The following is a 26,596-nucleotide window of genomic DNA, read 5'->3' on the forward strand; positions in this document are numbered from 1 at the left end:
GGTTGAGAGGTGCACAGAGCGGCCGCTATGGACTGGCATCAAGTGGCGGCCGATGGTTGCCGGCCGCCACGCACTCTCTAAAATTGCGTCCGCAGCCCGAACACGATGCTTCGCCCCCGCAGCGGCGATTGATCCTTGACGAACGACGTGTGTACGAAGGCAAGCTCGTTGCTCAGGTTCGTGCCGCGAGCGTAGAGTTCCAGGTCCGCGCCGCGAGCCATATCGATTTTGTAAGCGATGGTGGCGTTGACCATGTTATAGCCGTCGGTAGGCGTCTCGTAGAGCGCCACCTTATCCTGCCCGAACGTGCGATAATATTCGATGTCGCCAGAGATCGGACCGGCTGCATAGGCGTAGCGCGCGCCAAGCCGACCGGGCGGGATGCGCGGGAGATTGTGGTCATCGTTTGTAAGGTTGGTCGCGACATAATCGCCAAAGACGGTCACCTGCGAACTCTCATCAAACTGATAGCTGACCTCCCCGTCCACGCCGTAAAATTCGGCATCTGCGGTGGTGTAGAGCAGGAAGTCGTGGCGCTGGCCGGTGGTGAATTCGGTCTCGAGCAAATGCGCGAAGATGTAGTTGTCGACATCCTGATAGAAGGCGCCGACTTCGAACTCCAGCGGTCCGCCCGCCTTGCGGAAGGTCAGATTAATCGCCCGCGCCCGCTCCATGACATCGTCATCATAGGAAAACAGGTCTTGGGGAAGGTGATCCTGTACGAAACCCGTCGCCAGCAGGCCGACCTCGTAACTGTTGGTCGCCAGGCTGCTGCCGTCGGCGAACAGCTCGCGGACATTGGGCGCGCGTTCGGTCTGCGCGAGCGAAAGCGCTAGCGAGTATCCGTCAGTGACATTCCAGGTTGCACCCAAGGAGATCGAGAAGGGGTTGTGCTTCCGATCGGGATTGCTCGCGATGAAGGACTCCCGGCGCTCCCGCTCGACATCCTGACGCCAGTCGTCGCCATAATTGTCGATATAATAGCCCCAATATTCTTCCTCGAGATTGATGTAGAACTCGCCGGGAATTGGAGTCTTGATCGTTCTCCAGTCCTTGCGCGCCGCGATTTCGATATCGACGGGGCCAAAACTGCGGCGCTCGCTGAGGAACACGCCGATATTCTCGGTTCGATACTCCTGCGTACCGGCAAAGCCGAACGACGCGGTAGGCGGCACATGCAGGTCGATCAGGTTCAGCCCGCTGAATGTGCCATCGGTATATTGCACACCCAGAGTGCCGGTGAATCCGAACAAGGGCTTGTGGGTCAGCTCGATTCGGCCATCCCACACCTCGTTGGCATAGCGGCTGTACAGGATCGGGCCATCGACTTCGTCGTGCTGATAGTCGGTATATGAACCCCTGATCCGAACATTGGATATGCCGGGCAGCAGATCCACGAAATCACCGCGCAAGTCGACGCGTTCGCTGCGCAGGTCTATCAGCGCCGTGTCGCTGTCGGGATTGGTGAGCGGGTTCTGGTAGTTGCCATGTCCGATGCAATGCAGGTCGATCCGGCCGGGCGCAGGAAAAGGATATCCGTGCAGGTGGCATACGCCATTGGCGTGACTGTGTCCTGGCAGGCCATATTGAGCATCCTGCCGTGTGTATGCCACCCCGATATAGCCCTTGTCGGTCACCCAGGATGCGCCGATCGCATAGCTTGAGCTTTCAGCGAAGGAATCCGCAAGCCTACCGGAACCATAGCTGTCCGGCACGTCGTAATCTTCATGATCTGAATAAGATCCTTCCGCGTGAAGTGCGATTGGTCCCAATGCGGCGGTAATGCGACCAGCGGTGGTCATTTCCTGATCCGCCGTTCCATATCGCACTTCGGTAGCGCCGGTGATCCCCCCATCGGGAAGCGCCTTGGATACCTTGCTGTCGATGAGGTTGATCGCGCCGTTGACGGCGCTCCCGCCATAGCGGATCGCCGCCGGGCCCCGCTGCACCTCGATCGCGTCGAGCAACAGCGGATCGGTAACGATGGCATGGTCGGGTGACACAGAGGCCGCATCGAACACATTCGCGCCATCGGACAGTATCTCGATACGGGGAAGCGTTTGGCCACGAATGACGGGGCGCGAAGCGCCGGCGCCGAAATTATCCATGTGAACGCCGGGCAGTCCGTCCAGCGTTTCGCCCAGTGTACCGCGCCGGCGATGGACCAGTGCTTCGCCGCTCAGCACGGTGACAGGTAGCGGCGTCGCCCCGTCAGACCCGCTGAGCGACTGTCCGGTGACGACAATGGTATCGCGCGCGGACTTTACGCGGGTCCCGCCTGAAACCTCCTCTTTGCGATCGTCCGTCTCCGCGTCCTCGGCCAGGGCCTCGATAGGCATGAAAGCCAAGGTGGATACAATAGAAATGAGGCAGGCTTTCGCCTTCTGCGAATTGGCGACGCTCAAGGTAACCCTCCGGTTTCAGAATGGGGTGCACCTAGTGAGGATATAACATATCGTCAACCTGTTTACAAACCGCTGTAATGATTGGCAGACATGATCTGACAGGCGCTCCGGATCACGTCGCTTTGCGACCCACTCATGATAGGTGGATGGGGCAAATGGCAGAACCCTGCAAATCGGCTCGACCCTATATTCCGCGCGATGCTCGTCTATGAAGGCCGCCATCGTTTGAACGGGCGGTCGGGGACGGTCAAATAACCAAGGAGACGGGCTGATGAGATAGGCCAGGCCTGATGATTTTGCGAAACTGTGTTTTGCCCGTCACAGTTCGCTCTCTTTCGCGCCCAGCCGCAACCCGATGTGGGCAACGGTGAGGGGATGTCCTCTTAACCACCGGAAAAACACGTACCAAATTAAGGTGTTGGCGCGTTCAAATGGAGGCCCGAGCCGGAATCGAACCGGCGTGCACGGATTTGCAGTCCGCTGCGTCACCACTCCGCCATCGGGCCTTGCAAGTGGGACGCCGCAAATGTGCGGCTTTGATCGCAAAGTCAAGCCGGATGGCTTGGCGGCGCCCTAAGATTCTTGGGCGTGTCCATGCAAAGCCGCTTGGCGCGGCGCGCCCGCTGATTTAGAGGTCCGATGATCTCCTTAGTGTATTGCATTGCCAATACAGTTGTGCCAAGCGAGGAACTATCGTGAGCGAGCAGACCTATTCTTCGATGCGGACCGCCATGGTCGAAAGCCAGTTGCGCACCAGCGACGTGGACGACCAGCGCGTGATCGCCGTGATGGCCCGGGTGCCGCGGGAAGATTATGTTCCCGCCGAGCGCCGCGCCATGACCTATATCGACCGTCCCATTCCGTTGAGCGGTGGCCGCGCGCTCAACGCGCCGCTGGTGACCGGTCGGCTGCTCAAGGAAGCGCAGGTTGATGCGGGGGACAAGGTGCTGCTGATCGGCGCGGCGACCGGCTACAGCACCGCGCTGCTCGCCGAAATGGGCGCGCAGGTGACGGCGGTGGAAGAAGAAGGCGGTCCCGAGATTGCCGTCCCGGGCGTGACCCTCGTGCGGGGCGCTCTGGCCGCCGGTGCGCCCGATGGCGCGCCCTATGACATATTGTTCATCGATGGCGCGGTGGAGGAAGTCCCCGCCGCGCTCGTTCAGCAGCTTGCCGATGGCGCCCGCGTCGTGACCGGAATCATCGATCGTGGCGTCACGCGTCTGTGCGCGGGCCGGACGGTCGGCGGCGCGCTGGGGCTTGGCAGCCTGGCGGATATTGAAATGGTGGCTCTGCCCGGGTTCGGCGCGGCCAAGACGTTTACGTTCTAGAAGGAGGATGAGCGGGGGAGATGACAGGCAAGCGCACCTATAAACGGCACCATGCCGCAGCTGCCCTGCTGTTGCTGTCTTCCGCCATCAGCCTGCCCGTGCATGCCGAAACGCTGCAGGGTGCGCTGGCGAAGGCCTATGCGTCGAACCCGACGCTGACCGGCGCGCGCGCGGGGCAGCGCGCGACCGACGAGAATGTGCCTATTCAAAAGGCCAATGGTCGACCGGCCGCCGACATCCAGGGCAGCTATAGCGAAAGCATCCTCAAGCCCACGATCAGCTTCACCTCGCCCCAGCGCACGCTGAACGCCCAGGCATCCCTGAGCGTGCCGATCTATTCCGGCGGGTCCGTGCGCAACAGCGTCAAGGCCGCCGAAGTGCGGGTGGAGGCGGGGCAGGCGGGCCTGCGCGGCACCGAAGCCAGCATTTTCTCGCAAACCGTCGCGGCCTATATGGACGTGATCCGCGACAGCGCGATCGTGTCGCTCAATCAGGCCAATGTGAATGTGCTGGAGGTCAATCTTCAGGCGACCAACGACCGGTTCGAGGTCGGCGACCTGACGCGCACTGACGTCGCCCAGTCCGAATCGCGGCTGGCGCTGGCCCGGTCCGACCTGCAGACGGCGCAGGCCAACCTCATCACCAGCCGCGAAAATTACATCGCGCTGGTGGGGGAAGCGCCCGACGCGCTGGAGCCGCCGCCGCAGCTCCCCGGCCTGCCGGCCGACCCGTCGATCGCGGTGCGCGTCGCGCTCAATGACAATCCCGACATATTGGCGGCCAAGAAGCAGCGCGATGCGCGGCGTTATGACGTGAAGGCGGCGCGCGGCACCGTGCTGCCGACCATCTCCGCCTTCACCCAGGCGGGTTATACCAACTATCTCCATACGCTCGGTGGCACTGCGCTCGACGCCGACGGCAACAGCATCGAAGGGCCGCAGGTCAACAAGCAGGCCGCCGCCGGCGTCCAACTGACGATCCCGCTCTATCAGGGTGGACGACCCGCCGCGCAGGTGCGGCAGAATCAGGCGCTCGAATCGCAGGCGATCGAGCAGGAGATTGAAACCGAACGCAACGTCATCGCGCAGACGCGTGCGGCCTATGCCAGCTGGCAGGCGTCGCTCCAGACGATCCAGTCCAGCCGCAAGGCGGTGGACGCCACGGGCTTGTCGCTGGAAGGCGTGCGGGCGGAAAATTCGGTGGGCAGCCGCACCATCCTCGACATCCTCAATGCCGAGCAGGAAGCGCTGATCGCGCGGGTCGAACTGGTGTCGGCGCAGCGTAACGCCTATGTCGCCGGCTTCACGCTGCTCGCCGCGATGGGGCACGCCGAAGCGAAGGATTTGGGACTGGAAAGCGGCACGCTCTATGATCCGATGGTCAATTATGACCGGGTCGAGGGCAAATGGTTCGACTGGGACTGGGGCGCCGCGCCCGCGCCAGTGGCGACGCGGACCGTTGACACGCCCGCGCAGGATGCCAAAGTCGATCCCGCGACGGCCCGCCAGCCTTAACCGCTTGTTAACCGGATCAGGTAATTCTAAGGCGGTATCGCTGCGCAATGGATTTTGGACGGGGACTATCCATGGGTGACATGACCAAGGAACCCTCGATGGAAGAGATACTCTCGTCCATCAAGCGGATCATCGCCGAGGAAGGCGAGGAAGCGGTGCAGGCCGCGCCCCGCCGCACCCGCGCCGATAGCGCCCGGGCGGCGTCCGTGCCGGTCGCGCCCGCGATCGAGGAAGTGCTGGAATTGACCGATGAGGTCGCGGAGGAGGAAGTGATGCCCGCTCCCAAAGCTGCTGCCACCAAGCCGTCCGATCCGAAAGGCGAGGATACGATCCTGTCGGTCGAAAGCGAGGTGGCCGCGCGCCATTCGCTTTCCGCGCTGTCTTCCATGCTGGTCGCCCCGCGCGATGGCGAGGAAAACACGCTGGACGGCCTCGTCCGTTCCATGCTGCGGCCGATGCTCAAGGAATGGCTCGATGCACGCCTTCCCGCGCTGGTCGAGGATATGGTGGCCAAGGAAATCGCGCGCATCACCAGCCGCTAAGGCCGGTCTTGCGGCCGCTGACGCAGCGGCCTAGACCCCTGTCATCCTGACGGCGCACGGGCCTTGCGGCCTTAACCGTCGTCTGCACGACATGGGGACATATGCATGAAGACTTTGCTGCTTGCAGGGATCGGCGCGATGGCACTGGCCTGCGCGCCCGCGCTGGCCCGGCCGTTCACGCCCGCCGACATGGTGAGCCTTGACCGGATCGGCGCGCCGGCGGTGTCGCCGGACGGCAAATGGCTGGCCTATCAGCTGCGCAGCACCGACCTGGCCGCCAATCGCGGGCGCACGGACCTTTATCTGCTTGCCATCGATCGGCCAGGCCAGACGCCGCGCAAGATCGCTTCGGTGGCGGACAAGAATGAAGCCTCGCCCGTCTTTTCGCCCGACGGGTCGGCGCTCTACTTTCAGTCGGACGCGAGCGGCGACGATCAACTCTGGCGGGTGGCGCTGAGCGGCGGTGATCCGGTTCAGATCAGCAAGGCCCCCGGCGGCATTTCCGGTTTCCTGCTCAGCCCCGATGGCATGAAGGTCGCGCTATGGGCCGACCGGCCGGTGGGCGCGAAGACGCTGGACGATGTAAAGCCGACCGCGCCGGCAGATGCGGGCAGCGGCCGCGTTTACGAGCAACTGTTCGTGCGCCATTGGGACACATGGTCGGATGGCCAGCGATCTCAGATATTCGTCATGCCGATTGCCGGTGGCCCAGCCGTGTCGGTGATGGGCGGTTTGGTCGGCGACAGCCCGTCAAAGCCCTTTGGCGGCGCGGAAGAGATCGCCTGGAGCAGGGACGGCAAGACCCTGTTCTTCGCCTTGCGGGAGGCGGGACGGATCGAGCCGCTGTCGACCAATCTCGACATTTTCTCCACCCCCGCCGATGGCAGCGCGGCGCCGACCAACCTGACCGACGCCAATGACGCGACCGACACGATGCCGGCGGTGTCGCCCGATGGCCAATGGCTGGCCTATGCGGCGATGAAGCGGCCGGGTTACGAAGCGGACCGGCTGGTGCTGACGCTGCGCAATATCGCGACCGGCGAAACGCGCGCGCTGACCGAAGGATGGGACCGGTCGGTCGGGTCGATCGCCTGGGCGGCGGATGGCAAGTCGCTGTTGGTGACGGCCAATGACGTGCTCGACAATCCGGTATTCCGGGTCGATGCCGCGTTGGGCAAGGTGACGCGCCTGACCGGCAAGGGCCATGCCGGCAGCGTCATTCCCTTGCCGCAGGGCGGGTTCGTCTATGCGCTCGACAGCATCCAGTCGCCCGCCGATTTCTGGAAGATGCCGGCCAGGGGCAAGCCGGTGCGCCTGACCCGCGTCAATGCCGACAGGCTGGCGGGCGTCGACGATGTGTCGGTCGAACGCTACAGCTTCAAGGGCGCCAATGGCGACACCGTCTGGGGGCAGATCGTCAAGCCGAAGGGCGCGACCGGCAAATTGCCCGTCGCCTTCCTGGTCCATGGCGGGCCGCAGGGCAGCTTCAGCGACAGCTGGTCCTATCGCTGGAATCCAAAGGCGTTCGCCGCCCATGGCTATGCCGCGGTGATCGTCGATTTCCACGGCTCCACCGGCTATGGCCAGGCCTTTACCGACAGCATCAACAAAGATTGGGGCGGTAAGCCGCTGGAAGACCTGAAACTGGGCCTCGCCGCCGCCGCGGCGCAGGATGCGCAGGTCGATGCCGGCAATGCCTGTGCGCTCGGCGCCAGCTATGGCGGCTATATGATGAACTGGATCGCGGGGCAGTGGCCCGATGGGTTCAAATGCCTGGTCCAGCATGACGGCGTGTTCGATGCGCGGGCCATGGCCTATGAAACCGAGGAGCTTTGGTTCGACGAATGGGAACATGGCGGCCCTTATTTTGAGGTGCCGCAGGAGTTCGAGAAATGGAACCCGGTCAACCATGTCGCGCAATGGAAGATGCCGATGCTGGTGGTGACGGGGGAAAAGGATTTCCGCATCCCCTATACCCAGGGGCTGGCCGCCTTCACCGCATTGCAACGGCGGGACATCCCATCGAAACTGCTGGTTTTCCCCGACGAAAATCACTGGGTGCTCAAGCCCAAAAACTCGTTGCAATGGTATGGCGAGGCGCTGGGCTGGCTCGACAAGTGGACGGCGAAATAGACAGCAGCGCGGGCTGTGATAGACTGGCCGCTTCCTTGGGTAGGGGGCGGCCATGTCGATGGTGATGAGTGCGGCGATCGCCTTTGTCGGCACGCATTTCCTTTTGTCCCACCCCTTGCGCGCGCCGCTGGTCGCGCGGGTGGGGGAGAAGGGGTTTCTGGGGCTCTATTCGCTGGTGGCCTTCGCGACCCTCGGGTGGTTGGTCATGGCGTATCGTTCCGCATCCGTAACGGAAATGCTCTGGCCGGTTGGCGATGGCCTGTGGGCGCTGGCGACGATCATCATGTTGTTGGCGTCGGTCCTTCTAATGGGATCGCTGGTCGGCAATCCGGCAATGCCCGACCCGGACGGCGCGGTGCGCGTGCCGGCGCAGGCGAAGGGCGTATTCGCGGTGACGCGTCATCCCATGCTCTGGGCCTTTGCCCTCTGGGGGCTGAGCCATATTCTGGTCTATCCGGTCGCCAAGAATATCATCGTCGCGCTCGCCATCCTGATCCTGTCACTGGTCGGCGCGGCATTGCAGGACCGGAAAAAGGAACGGCTGCAACCGGCGCAATGGCGGGAATGGGAGGCGAAAACCAGCTATTGGCCGTTCGCCGCCATCGTGGCGGGACGGGCGCGGTTCGGGCGGTTCGGCGCCCATGCCCTGGCGGGCGGCGTGGTCGTGTGGCTGGCCGCGACCTGGGCGCATATGCCGCTTGCGGGCTGGGCGGCGGGCATCTGGCGCTGGATCGGCTGATAGTTTCGCTGGAATGGAGCGGGCAGGGCCTTTAAGGGCGCTGTCATGACCGAGCTGCCCAAGACATTCGACCCCGCGTCCATCGAAACCCGCTGGTATCAGCATTGGGAGGAAAAGGGGCTGTTCCGCCCCGATCGCCCCGACGCCACGCCTTTCACCATCGTCAATCCGCCGCCCAATGTCACGGGCAGCCTGCATATCGGCCATGCGCTCGACAACACGTTGCAGGATATCGTCATCCGCTACGAACGGCTGCGCGGCAAGGATGCGCTGTGGGTGGTGGGCACCGACCATGCGGGTATCGCCACACAAATGGTGGTGGAACGCCAGCTCAACGCCAAGGGCGAAAAGCGCACCGACTATAGCCGCGAGGATTTCATCGCCAAGGTGTGGGAGTGGAAAGCCGAAAGCGGCGGCGCGATCACGCGTCAGCTGCGGCGGCTGGGCTGTTCGATGGACTGGGCGAATGAACGCTTCACCATGGATGAGGGCTTTTCCAAGGCCGTGGTCAAGGTGTTCGTGGAACTGCACAAGCGCGGCCTGCTCTATCGCGACAAAAGGCTGGTCAACTGGGACCCGCATTTCCGATCGGCCATTTCTGACCTGGAGGTCGAGACGGTCGAGACCAAGGGCGGTTTCTGGCGCTTCCGCTATCCGCTGGCCGATGGCGTGACCCTGGCCGATGGCAGCGACCATATCGTCGTCGCGACGACGCGGCCCGAAACGATGCTGGCCGACATGGCGGTCGCGGTGCATCCCGACGACGCGCGCTACAAGGATGTCATCGGCAAGCAGATCGTTCTTCCGATCACCGGCCGGCGCATCCCGATCGTCGCCGACGATCATGCCGACCCGGAACTGGGCACGGGCGCGGTCAAGATCACGCCGGGACATGACTTCAACGATTTCGAGGTGGGCAAGCGCGCGGGCTTCAAGGCCGGCGACATGCTCAACATGTTCGACCCAGACGCCAATGTCGTCCAGACCGCCGACGGCCTTATCCCCGACGCATTTCTGGGGCTGCACCGCTTCAAGCGCGACGGCGTCGATGGCGCGCGCGAAGCCGTGGTGGCTGAGATGAAAGCGCTCGGTTTCCTCGTCGCGCATGTGACGAAGAACAAGGACGGTGAGGAGGTTTCCGCCGATTTCGAGCCGCGCACGATCCAGACGCCGTTCGGGGATCGCTCCGGCGTGGTCATCGAACCCTGGCTGACCGACCAATGGTATGTCGACGCGGCAAAGCTGGCGGTCGCCCCAATGCAGGCCGTGCGCGACGGCGCGATCGAGATCGTGCCCAGGACATGGGAAAAGACCTTCTTCAACTGGATGGAGAATATCCAGCCCTGGTGCGTGTCGCGGCAACTGTGGTGGGGGCATCAGATTCCTGCATGGTTTGGCGATGCGAAGGATGGGCCAAGTTTCGGAGGTGATAGCGAACCGAAGGCTTTCGTCGCGGAGACGGCTGAAGAAGCCTTGGCGTTGGCAAGAGAATATTACGGTCCCGACGTGCAGGTGGACTTGCCGGATGACGAAAATCCGAGCGGCGTCGGCGGCATGATCCATTCCAACGAAGGAAAGCTTACGGGCGTGGAGCTGTGGCGTGACCCGGACGTCCTTGACACTTGGTTTTCCTCTGCGCTCTGGCCGTTCGGCACGCTTGGCTGGCCCGAAGAACCAACCTCCGTTCGCCCTGAGCTTGTCGAAGGGCAGTCCTTGTCTTCTGAAAACAAGGACAGGGCTTCGACAGGCTCAGGCCGAACGGGTCAAAGCTTGCTCGCGCGCCACTATCCCAACGATCTGCTGATTTCAGGCTTCGACATCCTGTTCTTCTGGGACGCGCGCATGGCGATGCAGGGCATGGAGTTCATGGGTGATGTGCCGTGGCGTAAACTCTATCTCCATGGCCTGGTGCGCGCAGCGGATGGGCAGAAAATGTCCAAGTCCAAGGGCAATGTGGTCGATCCGCTGGGCCTGATCGACCGGTTCGGCGCGGATGCGCTGCGCTTCTTCATGGCGGCGATGGAAAGCCAGGGCCGCGACGTGAAGATGGATGAAAAGCGGGTCGAGGGCTATCGCAACTTTGCCACCAAGCTGTGGAATGCGGCGCGCTTTCTGCAGTCGAACGGCGTAACCGCCTCGACAGCCCATGAAGCGCCCGCCGCTACGCTGCCGGTCAATCGCTGGATTATCGCCGAAACGGTGGCCACGGTGCAGGCGATTGACCTTGCCATGGCCGACCTGCGCTTCGACGCGGCGGCCAACGCCATCTATCACTTCGTCTGGGACCAGTTTTGCGACTGGTATATCGAACTGACCAAAGGCGCGATGGACGACGAAACCCGCGCCGTAGCGGGCTGGGCGTTCGATCAGATTCTCGTCATGCTCCACCCGTTCATGCCGTTCATAACCGAAGAGTTATGGAGCCTGACCGGCGCGCGCGCGAACGAACTGATCGTGGCGCAATGGCCGCAGGCGCTGGCCGCCGTCGACAGGCAAGCGCAGGCGGAAATCGACTGGCTGATCCGACTGGTGAGCGCGATCCGCACTGCGCGGACGGAACTCAATGTCCCACCGGGCGCGAAGCTACCCATGGTCGTGAGCGGCGCAGCGGAGGACACGCACCGCCGGCTCGACCGGCAGGGCGTCGCGCTGGCGCGGCTTGGCCGGGTGGAGAGCCTGAGCTTTGGCGAACCGCCCGCCGGCGGCGCGGCGCAGATCGTCGTGGACGAAGCGACCTTCATCCTGCCGCTGGAAGGCGTGATCGACATTGCGGCGGAAAAGGCGCGGCTTGCCAAGGCGCTGGCCAGCGCGGAGAAGGAGCGCGATGGTCTGGGCGTTCGCCTGTCCAATGCCAGCTTCGTCGAAAAGGCCAAGCCCGAAGCCGTCGCCAAGGCGCGCGAGGACCATGCCGAAAAAACGGCCGAAGCCGAGCGGTTGAAGGCCGCGTTGGAACGGTTGGGATAAGCACGCGCCTATGACCCGTTCGGGCTGAGCTTGTCGAAGCCCCTTTCTTCCTTGATAGAAGAATGGCCCTTCGACAGGCTCAGGGCGAACGGAGGCGGCCATGGTCCGCCTCCTCATCCAGCCTGTGCGGGGAGATGCAGACAATGGCGACAGGCAAACCAGACCGCAAAGACCTGACGCAGGGGGCGATCGGATCGACGCTGCTGCTCTTTGCCATGCCGACGCTGGCGTCCAACATTCTCCAGTCCTTGAATGGCTCGATCAACGCCATCTGGGTCGGCCGTTTCCTGGGCGCGCAGGCGCTGGCCGCGACCGCCAACGCCAATATCATCATGTTCCTCATGTTTTCCGTCGTGTTCGGGTTCGGCATGGCATCGACCGTGGTGGTCGCCCAGTCGGTCGGCGCGAAGGATATCGACGCGGCGCGACGCGCGTTCGGCACGGCGGTCGGCTTTTGTTCGATGCTGGGGCTGGGCGTCGCCCTTGCCGGCTGGATCGGCGCACCCGCGCTGCTGCGCCTGCTCGCGACCCCGCAGGAGGCGTTCGACCTGGCGCTCGTTTATCTGCGCGTTATTTTCTTCGCCATGCCCGCGACCTTGCTGGTCGTCATGATCATGATGGGCCTGCGCGGCGCGGGCGACGCGCGCACCCCGCTCATCTTCATGATCGTCAGCGTCGCCATCGACCTGGTGCTCAATCCCGTACTGATCCTGGGGCTGGGGCCGGTCCCGGTTTTCGGGATTGCGGGGTCAGCGGCAGCGACGGCGGCGGCCGGGTTCATCAGCCTGATCGGCGTCGTCGCCTTCATCTATGCCAAGGACATGCCGCTGCGGCTGCGCGGGGCCGAACTGCGCTACCTCTGGCCCGCAGCAGACCAGATGCGCGTGCTGCTGGGCAAGGGGCTGCCGATGGGGTTGCAGATGATCGTCATGTCGCTCTCTGGCCTGGTGATGATCGGCCTCGTCAACCGGGAAGGGTTGCTGGTGACGGCCGCCTATGGCGCGGCCCAGCAGATCTGGACCTATCTTCAAATGCCCGCGATGGCCATGGGCGCGGCGGTCAGCGCGATGGCGGCGCAGAATATCGGCGCGGCGCGGTGGGACCGGATCAGCCGCATCACCGGCTATGGCCTGGGCTATCTGCTGGCCGTGACCAGTGCGATGGTGGCGGTGATCCTGCTGTTCCACGAACCACTGCTGGCGCTGTTCCTGGGCAATAATCAGGCAGCGATTGAGGCGGCCTGGACGATGCAGCTGCTCGCCAGCTGGAGCTTCATCTTCTTTGGCTGCACCATGATCCTGTTCGGGGTCATGCGCGCCAATGGCGTGGTGGTCGCGCCGCTGCTGATCCTTATCTTCACATTGTTCGCGGTGCGGCTGGGCTTTTATTATCTCGCCTATCCGGTGCTGGATGCGAACGCCCTGTGGCTGAGTTTCCCGGCCGGATCGCTGACCGCGCTGCTGCTCGCGTCGGCGGTGTATCTGCATGGGGGCTGGCGCAAGGCGAAGCTGATGGCGCCGGTCCATGCCGAACAATGCCGCGAAAGCGTGAACAGCGAAACCGAGCCTGCCGGCCGAATCGCCCCGGTAGGATAAGGTGTCAGCGCCCCTGGCTGCGCCAGCGGGTGATGGTGCGCGCCAGAATATCAGCCTCGCCGCCCGATTGCCGCCACAGATCGGTAAAGCTGGGATCATTGGACGCCGGGCGGCGCTGCGGCTCCAGATTGTCGAGCGCGACGCGGATCGGCACCGCGACGCCTTCGCCGCAGATGATCGCCTCGCGGTTGCGCAGCGCAGGAATGGTATCCAGGAAGCCGCGCGCGCCTTCGGGCATCGCCGCCTTCACGAATGCCTGGTCGCGATCATTGTTGAGTCGCATGGCGATGATGGTGCCGCATTGCGACAGCACGCCTTCGGCCAGATCGGATGGTCGCTGGGTGATGAGGCCCAGCGACACGCCATATTTGCGGCCTTCCTTGGCGATCCGCTCCAATATCTTGCGCACGGCCTGACCCGATCCGCTGGTGGAGGAGGGGATGTAGCGATGCGCTTCCTCGCACACCAGCAGGATCGGCCGCTGCGGTTCGTCCCGTGCCCAGATGGCATAGTCGAACACCAGCCGCGACAGCACCGACACCACGGTCGAGGTGATGTCGGATGGCATGGCCGACACATCGATGATGGAAATGGGCTTGCCATCGGAGGGCAGGCGGAAAATTTTGGCAATGAACTGCTGCATCGTGTCCGCGACCAGCATACCGGAAAACATGAAGCTGTAGCGCGGATCGGCCTTGATCTCGTCGATCTTGGTCTTGAGCCGCATATAGGGCAGCGCGCCCGTGCCCTTGTCCAGCTTTCCCATCTCGTTCTGAAGGATGGTGGTGAGGTCGGACAGAAGATAAGGGACAGGCGAATCGACCGTCAGCCGACCGATGCTTTCGGCCAGCCGGTTCTTCGATCGCGCGGCGAGCAGGCATTTGGCCAGGATGTCGCTGTCAACCGTGCGGTCGGCCCCCTGCGAGGTCACGAACACCTCGCAATGCTCCTCGAAATTCATCAGCCAATAGGGCAGGGCCAGGTTGCTGACGTCATAGACCGCACCATTCTGCGCGAAGGCGGCGCCATATTCGCCATGGGGATCGATCATGACGATATGCCCCTGGGGCGACAGGTCGCAGATGCGATGCAGGATCAGCGCCGCGCTGGTCGACTTGCCGGTGCCGGTCGAGCCCAGCAGCGCAAAATGCTTGCCCAGCATCGAATCGACATAGAGCGCCGCGCGCGTTTCGCTGGTCGGGTAGACGGTGCCGATTTCGACATTGGCGCGGTCATCGGCGGCGTAAATCTGTTGCATGTCGGCGCTCGACACCGGGAAGATGTCGGTGCCGGGCGTGGGATAGCGGGTGACGCCGCGCCGGAAATGATGGATGCGGCCGGTCGCCGACTCCTCATCGCCTTCACCCAGAAAATCAATGTCCGCGATGACGCTGTGCGTCGCCTGATCCAGCGCCATGGTGCGCACGCTGGCGATGAGCCAGCAGCCGCCGACCCGCATCTTGACCTGGCTGCCGACCTGTCCCGCCATCGCGACGCAGGGATCGGCGTCCTGGCCCAATATCCCCAGGCGCTGCGCGTCGATCAGCACTTTGGAACTGGACCCGGCAATCTGGAAGATCATGCCCATGGAATGCGGATGATCCGGCGTGGACGACGCGGCAAAATTCTGGGCGTCCGACATGTAGGACATGGTGCATCCGTTTCCTTGGCGCCGATTGAGACCCGGCAAACATCAAGGCTTTAGAAGGAAGAGGTAAATTTTGGCTTAGCCGCGTCGGTCGGCTGTGATCCCGGTTGCATGCTAAGGCTGGACAAGGGAACATGGATCAGCTTCAGGCATTTCAAGCGCCAGCTGAACACAGGATGCTTTCTTGTCCGAAACGATAGTCGCCGACCGCGCACGCCGATCCGACGCCATCGCCATCGCGCGGGTCATCTGCATATTGGGCGTGGTCTATGTCCATGCCTGGACCGGGCTCAACGGCATTGCGCTGGCGGCTTTGCGGGGCACGGGGCAGGACACGCTGCGCTGGACGCTGATGGAGGTGTTCGGGCGCAGCGCGGTGCCGCTCTTGGGCCTGATCTCGGGCTGGCTGGTCGCCGGATCGGGCACGTCGCGCGCCTGGACCACGCATGTGGCGCGCAAGGCGCGGACGATCCTGCTGCCGATGGTGCTGTGGAACGCGCTTGCCATCCTGTTCGTATCGGGCGCGGCCTTGCTGTTCCATCTTAAGGCGCCCACGCCCAGTTCGCTGGAATGGGTGGCGCAGGAATTGTTCATCCTGACGCGCAATCCCGACATCAATGTCCAGATGCCGTTCCTGCGCGATCTGTTCCTGTGCATGCTCGTCGCGCCCCTGTTGGTGCGGCTGCCTAACTGGGTGCTGATTCTGATCGCACTGGCAGCAGCCGCCGCGCAGGTGGCGGGGCTGGGGCCGCCGGTGCTGATGCGCGCATCGATCCTGTTCTTCTTCGTCATCGGCATATTGGCGCGCCGGCAGGGGACAGAGCAGGTCGTGGCGCGCATGCCGCTATGGCTCGCGCTGCTGCCCTTCCTCTTGCTGATGATGGTGCAGCTTTACCGGGCCGTGGCCGTGGGGGATGGCGAATGGTCCATGGTGCAGAGGGCGATCGACATGAGCGTGCGGATCGCTGCTGCCGTCGCTTTCTGGCGGATCGCATGGAGACTGGCGGGATCGGGCGCGCGGGGGCTGCTGCTGCGGATCGAACCCTATATGTTCTTTCTGTTCTGCGCGCATCTGATCCTGATCTGGCTGGGCGGCCCGTTGATCGGAAAGATCACCGGCGACATGGGATCGCCGCTCTATCCGATTTACCTGATCCTTCAGCCGCTGATCGTGCTGCTCGTCGTCATTGCGGTCGGATCGGCGCTGCGGCGCGTCGCGCCGCGCGCGGCGGCATTGCTGAGCGGCGGCCGGCTCGGCCCGGCCCGGGTCAGGGATCAACCGGTTCTGGTGCGCGCGCCGTAATCGCCTGCGCGGCGGCCATGGCGATGGCGAAGCTGTGCTTGCGCGCATCAGGATCGTGGATCTGCCCGGTCAGGATGATTTCATCGGCCTGCGTGCGATCCAGAAAGGCGGCAAGATCGCGTTCGACATCTTGCCTGGTGCCGATGCTCGACACGCTCATCACATCGGCCAGCATCGCGCGCGCCTGCATGGGCAGGCTGGCCAGATAATCGGGCACCGGCGGTTGCAGCTTGCCCGGCTGGCCAGTGCGCAGCCGCACGAAGGCCTGCTGCATCGAACTGGCGAGCAACGTCGCCTCCTCCTGGCTGTCGGCGGCGAAGACGTTATAGGCCGCCATGACATAGGGTCGGTCGAGCTGGGCGGAGGGGCGAAAGTCGCGCCGGTAGATGGCGATTGCCTCGTCCAGCGCAGCCGGCGCGAAGTGGGATGCGAAGGCATAGGGCAGGCCGAGCGCCGCAGCGAGTTGCGCGCCATAGAGGCTTGAACCCAAGATCCACAGCGGCACGTCCGCACCGGCGCCCGGTGTCGCCTGAATGCCCAGTCGATCGTCGCCCGCCAGAAAAGCCTGCAATTCCATCACATCGCGGGGGAACTGATCAGCGCCGCCGCTGAGGTTCCGGCGGATCGCCTGCGCGACCTTCTGATCCGATCCCGGCGCTCGGCCAAGGCCCAGGTCGACGCGGCCGGGAAACAGCGCGTCGAGCGTGCCAAACTGTTCGGCAATCACCAACGGCGCATGATTGGGCAGCATGATGCCGCCCGCGCCGATGCGCATGGTGGAGGTGGCATGGCCGATATGCGCCAGCACCACGGCGGTCGCGGCCGATGCAATCCCCGCCATGCCATGATGCTCGGCCACCCAGAAACGGTGATAGCCAAGGCGTTCGGCATGGGCGGCAAGGTCAGCTGTCTGGGCCAGCGCGGACGCGACGTCGCCGCCTTCGCGCACGGGGACAAGGTCGAGCAGGGAAAAGCTTGTCATGCCCACCATATGGGGGCATGATGCGTTTCAGTTCAAGACGTATTAGGTGAGGTCTGCGATCAGCCCGCGCGCCCGAAGCTGGCCTGCGGCGCGCCCACGCGGCGGCCAAAGCCTCCCGGGCGGCGCGCCGCCAAAGGATTGGCATCACGGTCGAGCAGGGCGATGGTTTCGCTAAAACAGGGGCGTAGCGCGACGACCGTTTCGATCAGCTCGTCGGGCGTCTCATGCATTTCAACACAGCGGCGCGCGGTCATTTCGATCGTTTCGGCAAGCGCCGACAGGCGATGCGCGCAGAATTGGGCGGATTCGCCCTTCAGCGTATGGGCCGGGCGCACCAGCGCGGTTGCATTGCGGGTGCGCATGGCTTCCTCGATCTCATGGATCGATTTGACGCCGTCTTCCTTGAAATAGCTCAGGATGCGCAAATAGGCTGCGCCCAGCTCCGCGCGCGCGCGCGCCAGCTCGGTCAAGTCCACCAGGTCGGATTGTTGATGCAGCACGCGCCACTCCCTTACATGCGCGTGCGAACATAAGGGGGGCGCGTAAACAGCCGGTTAAATTTCGTGGGCTTCGGGTCCGCTCACGCGATGCGAAAGCCGATAGCGATCCTGCCCGATCGCGGCGAAATCCCAGCCATGCTGGGCCGAGAGCGCGGCCAGTTCCGCGCCCGCTATGGGATCATCCGCCTCGATCAGGATGGCATGCGCCTCTCGCATCGCGCGGGCGGCGCGCAGTGCGGGCCAGGGGCATTTCATCCCCCGCGCGTTGATCGCCACCGAATCATCGTCATTTGCCAAAGGGGTTCTTCGCGCTGCGCAGCGTCAGCCGAACCGGCACCGCGCCAAAGCCCAGTTCCTTGCGGATGCCGTTCACCAGATAGCGGCGATAGCTTTCGGGCAGTTCGTCGAGCCGTGTGCCGAACAGAACGAAGGTCGGCGGCCGCGTCTTGTTCTGGGTGATGTAGCGCAACTTGATGCGCTTGCCGCCGGGCGCTGGCGGCGGATTGGCCTCCAGCGCGCGCTCGAACCAGCGATTGAGGATGCCGGTGGAAATACGCTGCGACCAGGCGGTGCGCGTTTCGAACGCGACATGGATCAGGTCATCCAGGCCCTTTCCGGTCGCGGCCGACACGGTCATGATCGGCACGCCGCGCACCTGCGCCAGACCGTCGGACAGCGCCTGCTTGATGCCCTGATAGAGCGCCGAGCCATTATCCACCGTATCCCATTTGTTGAGCGCGATGACCAGCGCACGCCCTTCCTCCAGCACCTTGTCGGCGATGCGCAGATCCTGCGCTTCCAGCCCGCGCGTGGAATCGAGCAACAGCACGACCACTTCGGCAAAGTTCACGGCGTTCAGGCCGTCGCTGACCGCCAGCTTCTCCAGCTTGTCCTGCACCTTCGCGCGCTTGCGCATGCCCGCTGTGTCGATGAGGCGCACGGGCCGCTCCAGCCCCTCGCGGCTGGTCCAGCTCCAGTCGACGGCGATGCTGTCGCGGGTGATGCCGGCCTCCGGCCCCGTCAGCAACCGGTTTTCACCCAACAACCTGTTGATAAGAGTGGACTTTCCTGCGTTCGGGCGGCCCACGATCGCCAGTTTAAGCGGCGCGTTCTCCATGTCCGCTTCGCTGTCGCCGTCGGCTTCCGGCTCCTCCTCTTCCTCACGGTCGAGGTGAGGCAGCAATGCCTGGAACAGGTCGGCCATGCCCTGGCCATGTTCGGCGGAAAAGGGGATGGGCTCGCCAAGGCCCAGGCCAAAGGCCTCCATGACGCCGCCTTCGGATGCCCGGCCTTCCGCCTTGTTGGCGACCAGCACGACGGGCGCATCGCCTTCGCGCAGCCAGCGGGCGATTTCCTCGTCCAGCGGCGTGATCCCCGCTCGCGCGTCGACCAGGAACAGGGCGACGTCGCAATTGTCGACCGCCGCCTCCGTTTGGATACGCATCCGGCCCGGCAGCGACTGCGGGTCTTCATCCTCATAGCCGGCGGTGTCGATGATGGTGAAGTCCAGACCCAGAAGATGCGCCTCACCTTCCCGCCGGTCGCGCGTCACGCCCGGCTGGTCATCCACCAGCGCCAGCTTCTTGCCGACCAGGCGGTTGAACAGGGTGGACTTGCCCACATTGGGGCGTCCGACGATCGCTACGGTGGGCAGCATGGCCCTTATCCTTCCAGTCAAAAAACAGATGCTCCCGCGCGGGCAGGGGGCTGGCCCATCGAGTGGACCCCACCCCCCTGCCTGCGCAGGAGCACGCTTAGCATGAGTATGCGGCTTAACGGAACGCCGTCAGCTTCCCGTCGTCGGCCAATATGTAGAGCATGTTGTTGGCGACGACCGGGGACAGCGACATGGAACGGTCCATGTCGACTGTCGACTGAACATCGCCAGACGCGGGATCGACATAGACCATTTCGCCCCGCGTGGACACCACGATCAGCCGGCCGCCCGCCAGCACCGGGCCAGTCCAGCGGATCGCCTTGTCCTTCTTCTTTTCCTTCACCCAGCGGCGCAGCTGGCTGATCCAGCGGATCTTGCCGGTCGCGCGCGATACGCACAGCAGCTTGGCATCGCTGGTGACGGCGAAAACCCATTCGCCCACCACCGCCGGCGTCGAAATGCCCGCGATGTTGATTTCCCAGATGCGCTGGCCGCTGGTGAGTTCATAGCTGGCCATGCGACCGCCCTGGCCAATGGCGAAGACCCGGCCGCGGTCGATAACCGGATCGGCATCGATGTCGGTCAGCGTGGCGACAGCGGTCGAAATGCTGGTGCGCGACAGCGCGTCACCCCACAGCGAACGGCCATTTTCATAGCGATAGGCGGAAATTTCGCCCGAGCTGTAGCCGGCGATCACCGTGCCTTGCGCGGCGGCTGGGGCTGCAACGCCGAAGATGCCCGTTACCTGCAACGTACCGCTGTCGGTCCATTGGGTGACGCCGTCGCTCTGGTTCAGCGCGAAAATCTGGTTGTCCTGTCCCATGACATAGACATGGCCATTTTCCAGCGTCGGCGCGCCGCGCAGCGGACCGCCCAAATGCTTTTGCCACAGGATCTTGCCGGTCGCCGCCTCCATCGAAACCACATCGCCGACGCCCGTGCTGGCGAACAGCCGGTCGCCCAGCACGCTGACGCCACCGCCGAACAGCGCCCGGCCATTGCCTTCGGCCGGCAGCGATGTCTGCCACAATCTGGAGCCGCTCGCGGCGTCGAAGGCGATCACATGCGCGCCCGCGTCGATGATATAGAGCTTGCCGTCCGACACCACGGGGGACGCGGCCAGGCGCGCCTGGGGCTTGCTGCCCTGAATGGAGACAGTCCAGGCCTGGCTCGGCGATCCGGCCAGCGAGACATGGCCCATCGCCTTGGACGAATTGCCGCCCGGCTGGCTCCAGCTGTCGTTGACATAAGGGGCGGGCAGGGTGACGGGCACGTCCGCCAGCGCCGGGTCCACTTCCACGCCCTGTTCGTTGGACAGGATCGACACGCGGTTGCCGACCACCGGGGTCTTGGGGCCGCCCTTCTTGCCACCGATGATGCCACAGCCCGCCAACATCGCGATCATCGCCGCCACGGTCATGGCGCGGCCCATAGGCGCCAGGCTCTTCATGCTCACCATCGCCATCTTGTCGCTCATCCCTCGCTCGGCTCTGCCGGAATCTCTACCGCGTCTATCCCCATGACGCCCGCCATCTGACGCGCGCGTGAACGGATCGACTGCGGCACCTTGTCATCCTTGGCCATGGCCGCGAACATTGGGCCGGCCAGATCATTCTTGCCCATCTTCATATACGCAACCGCGACCAGTTCGCCGGCGCTGCCGAACCAGGGCGCGCCTTCCACCGCCAGCGGCTTCAGCCGGTCGACCACCTGCTCGGGTTTCAGGCTGTCGAATTCCAGCGATGTCTGGCGGATCAGCGCCAGGTCGCGATAGGGCTGGTCCAGGCTGTCGTCGGCGGCAATCGCGCGATAGGCGGCGATTGCGGCCTTGGCGTCGCCCTTGCGCGCGGCGACGCCCGCCTGCACCAGAAGCGCCGATGCGCGATAGCCCGGCTGGCTGGCCTTGGTCAGCGCGGCGAGTTGCTTGGGATCGGGCGTTCCGCCGCCGACTGCCGTGTCGAGCAGCGTGTCCATCTGTTCCGACACCGCTTCCGACTGCGTTTTTTGATGATGCTGCCAGTAGAGCCACCCGCCAAAGGCCGCCAGACCCACCACCAGCACGACGATGAGGATTCGGCCATAGCGTTGCCAGAAGGTCGTCAGCTGGTCCTGCCGGACGGCGTCATCGACCTCGCGCATGAAGGCTTCGCTGTTTTGCGGCGTCAGGGCCACGATATTCTCCGAGAAATGGATCAGAAACGTCTGGCGGAAGGCGCGATCAATAGCGGCGCTTATGCCACAGGCAAATCACTTTTTGGGGCGATAGACCTGATCGTCGGTGGGGAAGGCGCGGCTGCGCACATCGGCGGCGTAGCGGGCGGCGGCGTCGCTGATGGTTTCGGCCATGGCGCCATAGCGTTTGACGAAGCGGGGCGTGCGTTCGAACATGCCCAGCATGTCCTCGGCCACCAGCACCTGCCCGTCGCAGCGCGCCGACGCGCCAATGCCGATGACCGGCACCGTCACTGTGTCGGTAATGAGGTCGGCCAGTTCTTCCATCACGCCTTCGACCACCATGGCGAAGGCGCCGGCGGATGCGACCGCGCGGGCGTCGCCCACTATCTTGGCATGTTCCGCCTCGCTCTTGCCGCGCGCGCCATAGCCGCCGAGCGCGTTCACCGCCTGGGGCGTCAGGCCGATATGCGCCATGACCGGTATGCCGCGCTGGCTGAGAAAGGCGATGGTGTCGGCCATGGCCTCCCCGCCCTCCAGCTTGACGCCCGCCGCGCCGGTTTCAGCCAGGATGCGGCTGGCGCTGGCAAAGGCCTGCTGCGGGGACGCTTCATAGCTGCCAAAGGGCATGTCAACGATGACGACGCTATGATAGCTGCCGCGCACAACCGCCGCGCCATGGGCGATCATCATGTCCAGCGTCACGGGCAGGGTAGAAGGCAGGCCGTAGATCACCTGGCCCAGCGAATCGCCTACCAGCAGCAGGTCGCAATGCGGATCGAGCAATTGCGCTTGCCGCGCGGTGTAGGCGGTCAGCATGACGAGCGGCTCGGCGGTCTGCCCGCCCACCTTGCGCCGCTGAATGGCGGGCACGGTCAGCCGCTTCATCGGCGCTGGCGTCGGTGTGGCGCGGCTTGTCGCGGTGTCGATCGTGAAGGTCGTGGACATGATGGCGCTCTACCCCAGCGCGGGGCGCGGCGCAAATCATGCAAAGGGAAGAGGAGCGGCACTGCCATGCCGCTCCTCCTCAGGGGGCCGTCCTTTAAAAATCCGCCTTGATGGTGAGGCCATAGGTGCGCGGGTCGCCCGGCTGCCCGGCGATCAGGCCGGTATTGCCCGGCGTGGTTGCCAGCACCTCCATATAATTGCGGTCAAAGATGTTGCGCACCCAGCCATAAATGTTGATCCCATCGCTGTTGCGGAAGCCCAGACGCAGATTGTTGAGGCTGTATCCCTTGATATCCATATAGATGGAGCGGGACGCGTTCGACGAGAAGGTCGAGCGATAGCTGCCGTCCCAGCCGATATAAAATTGTCCGTCGCCGCCCAGCAGGGCTGTAGGCACGTTGAATTCCACGCCGTAGGATAGCGAATATTTGGAGATGCCGGGCAGCAACTGGCCGGATATGTCGCAGGTGGCCGGGCTGGACGATCCGCCTGACAGTTCGGGCGGGCAGGGGGCATTGGTGAAGCGCAGATATTTGGGGTCGGTATAGGCGCCGCTGGCATAGGCGCTGATCCGGTCGGACGGACGGAGAAGTCCGCCTCGATCCCGCGCACTCGCACCTTGTCCGCATTGGCGAGATAGCCGCGCAGGACGCTGTTCTGGCCATTGTTCACGATTGCCTGATAATCGCGGATTTCGGTCCAGAAGCCGCTCAGGTTGAGCGTCGCGCGCTTGTCCCAGAATTGCGTCTTGAGGCCCACTTCATAATGGTTGACCTTCTCCGGCTTGACGGTCGCCACGTCCAACTGCGGGTTGCCGTTCGCGTCCAGCGGCACGCCGTTCAAGTTGATGCCGCCCGATTTGAAGGCGCGCGACCAGGTGGCATAGGCCATCACATCGTCGCTCACTTCATAGGACGCCGTCAGGTCCCAGGACAGGTTCCAGTCGCTGAACCTGGCGTCGAAGGACTGCGGCGCCAGCACGCCCCGTTGCGCGACGATCCAGGGGTCGGTACTGGCGAAGGTGACCGTCTGGCGCGTGCCGTCCGACGCGGTGCCGGTGACGGCGGACTCGTAGCTGCCCGTCTTGCGGTCATAGTTGAGGCGCAGGCCGGGCTGGAGGCTGAGGCGGTCGGTCAAATGCCAGGTCAACTGACCAAACAGTGCCGCGCTGCTGTTCTTAAGGCGAATGTCATTGTCGGCGGTCAGCCCCTCCAGCACGGCCGGGATTTGCGACAGCGGGCTGGATGGATTGAGCAGCCATGCGCTGGCGTCTGCGCCCTGCACCTGGCTGCCGGTGGTGTGGATCGTCTGGTGAAAGGCGAACGCGCCGACGACAAAGTCGATCGTCTGCCCTTCCTGCGCATAGCGCAGTTCCTGGGTCCATTGCTTCTGCTGGGTCGGGTTCTGCGACTTGGCGGTGATATCAAGGCCCGTGAAATCGCGGTCGTTGGACGGCTGCCAGTCCCAGTAGCGATAGGCCGACACCGATGTCAGCGTTCCAGCGCCAAGGTCCCATTCCGCCCGAAGCGACGCGCCACCCATTTCGTTGCGCGCGCGCAGCGCCGCGTCAAGGTCGGTGAGGCGGTCATAGGGATTGGTGCTGGGCACCTGATAGCCAAGCGCCGCCGTCAGGGCAGGATATTGGCGGTTGGCCGCGCGCTGCGTCGGGCCATAGCCGGCATAGATTTGCGCGCAGCAGACCGGGTTCTGGAGATTATAGTCGCCAGACAGAGTGAGGCTCAGCGTATCGGTCGCCTTCCACAGCAAGGATCCTTTGAGGCCCAGGAAATCCTGGCTGTTGACGCGCTGGTCGGTGGCGACGTTGTAAATCGTGCCATTGCGATCCGTGACCGATGCGCCGATGCGCACGGCCAGCCGATCGGTGATCGGTCCCGACACCGTCGCCTTGGCCTGTTTGAAGCCAAGATTGCCGACAGAGATTTCTGCCTTGCCCTCATAGCTGAAGCTGGGCGCGCGGGTGGTGATGTTGATCGCGCCGGCGGTCGTGTTCTTACCATATAGGGTGCCCTGCGGCCCGCGCAGGACTTCCACCTGCTCGATATCGACGAAATCCAGCGTCGCGGCGGCAACCCGGTTATAATAGACCTGATCGATATAGATGCCCACGCCCTGCTCGATGCCGTCATTGGTGAGGCCAAGCGGCGCGCCGATGCCGCGAATGTTGATCGAACTGTTGCGCGGGTTGGTGGAATAGAATTGCAGCGTCGGCTGCAACTGCGTCAGCCGCTGGATATTGTAGCTGCCAGTCTGCTCGATCGCGTCGGCATTCAGGACGGAGACCGAGAGCGGCACATCCTGCAACTCCTCTGCGCGGCGACGGGCGGTGACGACGATGGCGCCGCCGACGATGGCCGCGTCCGCTTCCTGCGGGGCGGTGTCCTGCGCATGGGCGGCAGGCAAGATGATGGATGCGCTCGCGACGCTCGCGAGCAACAAGAAACGCGCAATCATGACAAATCCCTTTCCGGCTGTCCGGTGGTTGTTGATCACGGCATTTCCGGCGGTCCGGTCAAAGCCACAGGTCTGTGCGGGAATGACAGGCGTTCAATTCATGCGGCTCACCCCCAAACCGCATGGGCCGATCGGGCGGGAGCCCGAAAAGGCTATGGTCGTCCGCTCAGGCGGTCAGTCGCGTCTTTTCGGTGACGTCGATCTGGACCACGCGCGCGTCATGAACGGTCAACGTGATCGATCCGAAGCGAAGCTGTTCCAGAACATCGCGCACCTTGTCGATGCTGGCGACGATATCTCCGCGCATCCCGTCCGGGCGCGCATGGCGGTAATCGATCGGTCGTTGGTCGGTCATGGGCACCTCTTGCTGCTGCTTTTATCTCAATCATAATGGTAGACAAAAAAGGAAAAATAATGGGCGGTCAAGTTTGTCTTGTCCCACCCGAATGATGTGCGTGATGCGCTCAGGGATGGCCGGATGACCAAATGCTGCGGGTCGCTGATGGCCTTTGGCGCGGCGGGATCGGCGCCGCATCGGTGCTCAAGGCCAGGCTATGCGCGTCGTCGACCAGTTCGTCGAGCAGGCTCTGGCCAAACGCCCAGTCGCCAAGACCCGACTGCGCATTGATATGGCCGCGATGGCCGGCATCCACGAAGCGACTGCCCCAATATTTGCCCATGCTGTGGGCGCGTTCGAAAAAGATATAGGGGTCGTCCCGGCTTGCGACCAGGATCGACGGGAAAGGCAGCGACGATCGCGGTACCGGTCCGAAATTGCCGATCATATCGGGCGTTTCTGCCCGGTCGCAATCGGGCGGCGCGACCAGCAACGCGCCGGTCACTGGCCAACCATAGGCCTGGTTCTGCAACGCCCCCCACCAGGCGACGGTGATGCAGCCCAGGCTATGGGCGGCCAGGACCACCGGCCCGTCAATCTGGCGGATGGCCGCGTCCAGTCGCGTCACCCAGGCGTTGCGGTTGGGGCTGGCCCAGCGGCCCAGGTCCACCCGCTGACAATCTCCGCGCTGATCTTCCCACAGCGTTTGCCAATGGCCTTCTCCGCTATTGTTAAGGCCGGGTACGGTCAGCACCACGGGCGACCGGCGGCTGCCGGCAGATCCGAATCGGTTCATGGTCCTTCTCCTCATCGTAATGGGGTAAAGACCTATACTCTATTTAATCAGTAGACAATAAAATGTCGCTGAGCCGTGCCTGGGCGTCGCCATCCGGAAAGCAGAAGGGGGCGGCAACGCCTGGCTGCCGCCCCCGACTAGCGCTGGGAAACGCTCTTACCAGGGATAGACCACGCCATAATATTGATAGACGTTGCGGCCATAGGCCTCGTCATAATCGGGGCGGGCATCGGCTGCGTAGCGCGGGGCATTGTCCAGCACGTCTTTGTCCAGGTCGATCACATAGCCGCCCTTGTCGGTGTCATAGGTCAGGACCGACCAGGGCAGCGGATAATGATCGTTGCCAATGCCCAGGAACCCGCCGAAGGACAGGACGGCATAGCGGACCTGACCGCTGCGCTTTTCGACCATGAAATTGTCGATCTTGCCCAGATGCTCGCCTTCCCGGTTGTAGACGTCGGTTCCTTCCACCCGGTCGGATGCGATAAGGTCGTTCCGGCTGTCAGCCATAAAATCGGTCATTGTCACTCTCCTGCATGAAATTGCCTATCTAATGGCAAC

20 protein-coding genes, 1 tRNA gene, 2 pseudogenes and 1 other annotated feature are annotated in these 26,596 nt (G+C 63.7%); of the genes and pseudogenes, 8 read left to right on the forward strand and 15 right to left on the reverse strand.

Annotated features, from left to right (window positions below; all coding sequences use genetic code 11):
• Window positions 1–77: 77 nt before the first annotated feature.
• The 3 genes and pseudogenes from SKA58_RS03890 to SKA58_RS03895 all read right to left on the reverse strand — a co-directional run bounded on the left by SKA58_RS03890 (window position 78) and on the right by SKA58_RS03895 (window position 2,911).
• Entirely contained in the window at window positions 78–2,339 is a 2,262-nt protein-coding gene (locus SKA58_RS03890) for a TonB-dependent receptor (protein ID WP_009821051.1), read from the reverse strand.
• 165 nt (window positions 2,340–2,504) lie between these two features.
• A pseudogene (locus tag SKA58_RS19325) lies at window positions 2,505–2,645 on the reverse strand (IS3 family transposase); the annotation flags it as partial.
• Window positions 2,553–2,663 (reverse strand) — a sequence feature (AL1L pseudoknot). Its footprint overlaps the pseudogene before it by 93 nt.
• Window positions 2,664–2,837: 174 nt before the next feature.
• Window positions 2,838–2,911: transfer RNA gene (locus SKA58_RS03895), tRNA-Cys, on the reverse strand.
• A gap of 189 nt (window positions 2,912–3,100) precedes the next feature.
• Between SKA58_RS03895 and SKA58_RS03900 the strand changes: the two genes are divergently transcribed.
• From SKA58_RS03900 to SKA58_RS03930, 7 genes are all read left to right on the forward strand, one after another.
• Window positions 3,101–3,733 (forward strand): protein-L-isoaspartate O-methyltransferase family protein, encoded by a 633-nt coding sequence (locus SKA58_RS03900; RefSeq protein ID WP_009821053.1) that lies wholly within the window; start codon window positions 3,101–3,103, stop codon window positions 3,731–3,733.
• A gap of 20 nt (window positions 3,734–3,753) precedes the next feature.
• Window positions 3,754–5,247 carry a TolC family outer membrane protein gene (locus tag SKA58_RS03905; RefSeq protein WP_009821054.1) on the forward strand — a complete coding sequence of 498 codons (1,494 nt, stop codon included), beginning with the start codon at window positions 3,754–3,756 and terminating at the stop codon, window positions 5,245–5,247.
• 71 nt (window positions 5,248–5,318) lie between these two features.
• A complete protein-coding gene (locus SKA58_RS03910; protein ID WP_009821055.1) occupies window positions 5,319–5,789 on the forward strand; it encodes a DUF2497 domain-containing protein in 471 nt (156 codons plus the stop codon).
• A 105-nt stretch (window positions 5,790–5,894) separates the two neighbouring features.
• Complete coding sequence (locus SKA58_RS03915; protein ID WP_009821056.1) at window positions 5,895–7,922, forward strand: S9 family peptidase; 2,028 nt, start codon at window positions 5,895–5,897, stop codon at window positions 7,920–7,922.
• 52 nt (window positions 7,923–7,974) lie between these two features.
• Window positions 7,975–8,661 (forward strand): NnrU family protein, encoded by a 687-nt coding sequence (locus SKA58_RS03920; RefSeq protein WP_009821057.1) that lies wholly within the window; start codon window positions 7,975–7,977, stop codon window positions 8,659–8,661.
• A gap of 45 nt (window positions 8,662–8,706) precedes the next feature.
• Complete coding sequence (locus SKA58_RS03925; RefSeq protein ID WP_009821058.1) at window positions 8,707–11,625, forward strand: valine--tRNA ligase; 2,919 nt, start codon at window positions 8,707–8,709, stop codon at window positions 11,623–11,625.
• Window positions 11,626–11,768: 143 nt separating this feature from the next.
• The gene (locus SKA58_RS03930; RefSeq protein WP_037542550.1) at window positions 11,769–13,220 is read left to right on the forward strand and encodes an MATE family efflux transporter; all 1,452 of its coding nucleotides are present in this window, start codon (window positions 11,769–11,771) and stop codon (window positions 13,218–13,220) included.
• 4 nt (window positions 13,221–13,224) lie between these two features.
• Here the strand turns inward: SKA58_RS03930 and SKA58_RS03935 are convergent, their stop codons facing one another.
• On the reverse strand, window positions 13,225–14,862 hold the full coding sequence (locus tag SKA58_RS03935; RefSeq protein WP_371388878.1) for an ATP-binding protein: 1,638 nt from the start codon (window positions 14,860–14,862) through the stop codon (window positions 13,225–13,227).
• A gap of 190 nt (window positions 14,863–15,052) precedes the next feature.
• Here SKA58_RS03935 and SKA58_RS03940 point away from each other — a divergent pair, with 190 nt between their 5' ends.
• Complete coding sequence (locus SKA58_RS03940) at window positions 15,053–16,171, forward strand: acyltransferase family protein (protein WP_009821061.1); 1,119 nt, start codon at window positions 15,053–15,055, stop codon at window positions 16,169–16,171.
• On the opposite strand, the gene SKA58_RS03945 is transcribed toward SKA58_RS03940, so the two are convergent.
• The 11 genes and pseudogenes from SKA58_RS03945 to SKA58_RS03995 all read right to left on the reverse strand — a co-directional run bounded on the left by SKA58_RS03945 (window position 16,137) and on the right by SKA58_RS03995 (window position 26,557).
• Window positions 16,137–17,153, reverse strand: coding sequence for an LLM class flavin-dependent oxidoreductase (locus SKA58_RS03945; RefSeq protein ID WP_037542552.1), 1,017 nt, complete (start codon window positions 17,151–17,153; stop codon window positions 16,137–16,139). The genes SKA58_RS03940 and SKA58_RS03945 overlap by 35 nt on opposite strands.
• 59 nt (window positions 17,154–17,212) lie before the next feature.
• Window positions 17,213–17,653 (reverse strand): Hpt domain-containing protein, encoded by a 441-nt coding sequence (locus tag SKA58_RS03950; RefSeq protein WP_009821063.1) that lies wholly within the window; start codon window positions 17,651–17,653, stop codon window positions 17,213–17,215.
• Between the two features lie 54 nt (window positions 17,654–17,707).
• On the reverse strand, window positions 17,708–17,950 hold the full coding sequence (locus SKA58_RS03955; protein ID WP_009821064.1) for a sulfurtransferase TusA family protein: 243 nt from the start codon (window positions 17,948–17,950) through the stop codon (window positions 17,708–17,710).
• Window positions 17,940–19,310 (reverse strand): ribosome biogenesis GTPase Der, encoded by a 1,371-nt coding sequence (der, locus tag SKA58_RS03960; protein WP_009821065.1) that lies wholly within the window; start codon window positions 19,308–19,310, stop codon window positions 17,940–17,942. Before der ends, SKA58_RS03955 begins: the two co-directional genes overlap by 11 nt.
• A 115-nt stretch (window positions 19,311–19,425) precedes the next feature.
• On the reverse strand, window positions 19,426–20,787 hold the full coding sequence (locus SKA58_RS03965; protein WP_009821066.1) for a PQQ-like beta-propeller repeat protein: 1,362 nt from the start codon (window positions 20,785–20,787) through the stop codon (window positions 19,426–19,428).
• The gene (locus SKA58_RS03970; protein WP_009821067.1) at window positions 20,784–21,482 is read right to left on the reverse strand and encodes a tetratricopeptide repeat protein; all 699 of its coding nucleotides are present in this window, start codon (window positions 21,480–21,482) and stop codon (window positions 20,784–20,786) included. The genes SKA58_RS03965 and SKA58_RS03970 overlap by 4 nt, the downstream gene beginning before the upstream one ends.
• Before the next feature lie 75 nt (window positions 21,483–21,557).
• The gene (gene panB, locus SKA58_RS03975) at window positions 21,558–22,430 is read right to left on the reverse strand and encodes a 3-methyl-2-oxobutanoate hydroxymethyltransferase (RefSeq protein ID WP_009821068.1); all 873 of its coding nucleotides are present in this window, start codon (window positions 22,428–22,430) and stop codon (window positions 21,558–21,560) included.
• Window positions 22,431–22,524: 94 nt separating this feature from the next.
• Window positions 22,525–24,902, reverse strand: a pseudogene (locus SKA58_RS03980) (TonB-dependent receptor).
• Window positions 24,903–25,068: 166 nt separating this feature from the next.
• The gene (locus SKA58_RS03985; protein ID WP_009821071.1) at window positions 25,069–25,257 is read right to left on the reverse strand and encodes a YezD family protein; all 189 of its coding nucleotides are present in this window, start codon (window positions 25,255–25,257) and stop codon (window positions 25,069–25,071) included.
• Window positions 25,258–25,366: 109 nt separating this feature from the next.
• Window positions 25,367–26,035: an RBBP9/YdeN family alpha/beta hydrolase gene (locus tag SKA58_RS03990; RefSeq protein ID WP_009821072.1), complete on the reverse strand. Its 669-nt coding sequence runs from the start codon at window positions 26,033–26,035 to the stop codon at window positions 25,367–25,369.
• Between the two features lie 156 nt (window positions 26,036–26,191).
• On the reverse strand, window positions 26,192–26,557 hold the full coding sequence (locus tag SKA58_RS03995; RefSeq protein WP_009821073.1) for a PRC-barrel domain-containing protein: 366 nt from the start codon (window positions 26,555–26,557) through the stop codon (window positions 26,192–26,194).
• Window positions 26,558–26,596 lie beyond the last annotated feature (39 nt).

This window comes from Sphingomonas sp. SKA58, assembly GCF_000153545.1.
GTDB classification, from domain to species: domain Bacteria; phylum Pseudomonadota; class Alphaproteobacteria; order Sphingomonadales; family Sphingomonadaceae; genus Sphingobium; species Sphingobium soli.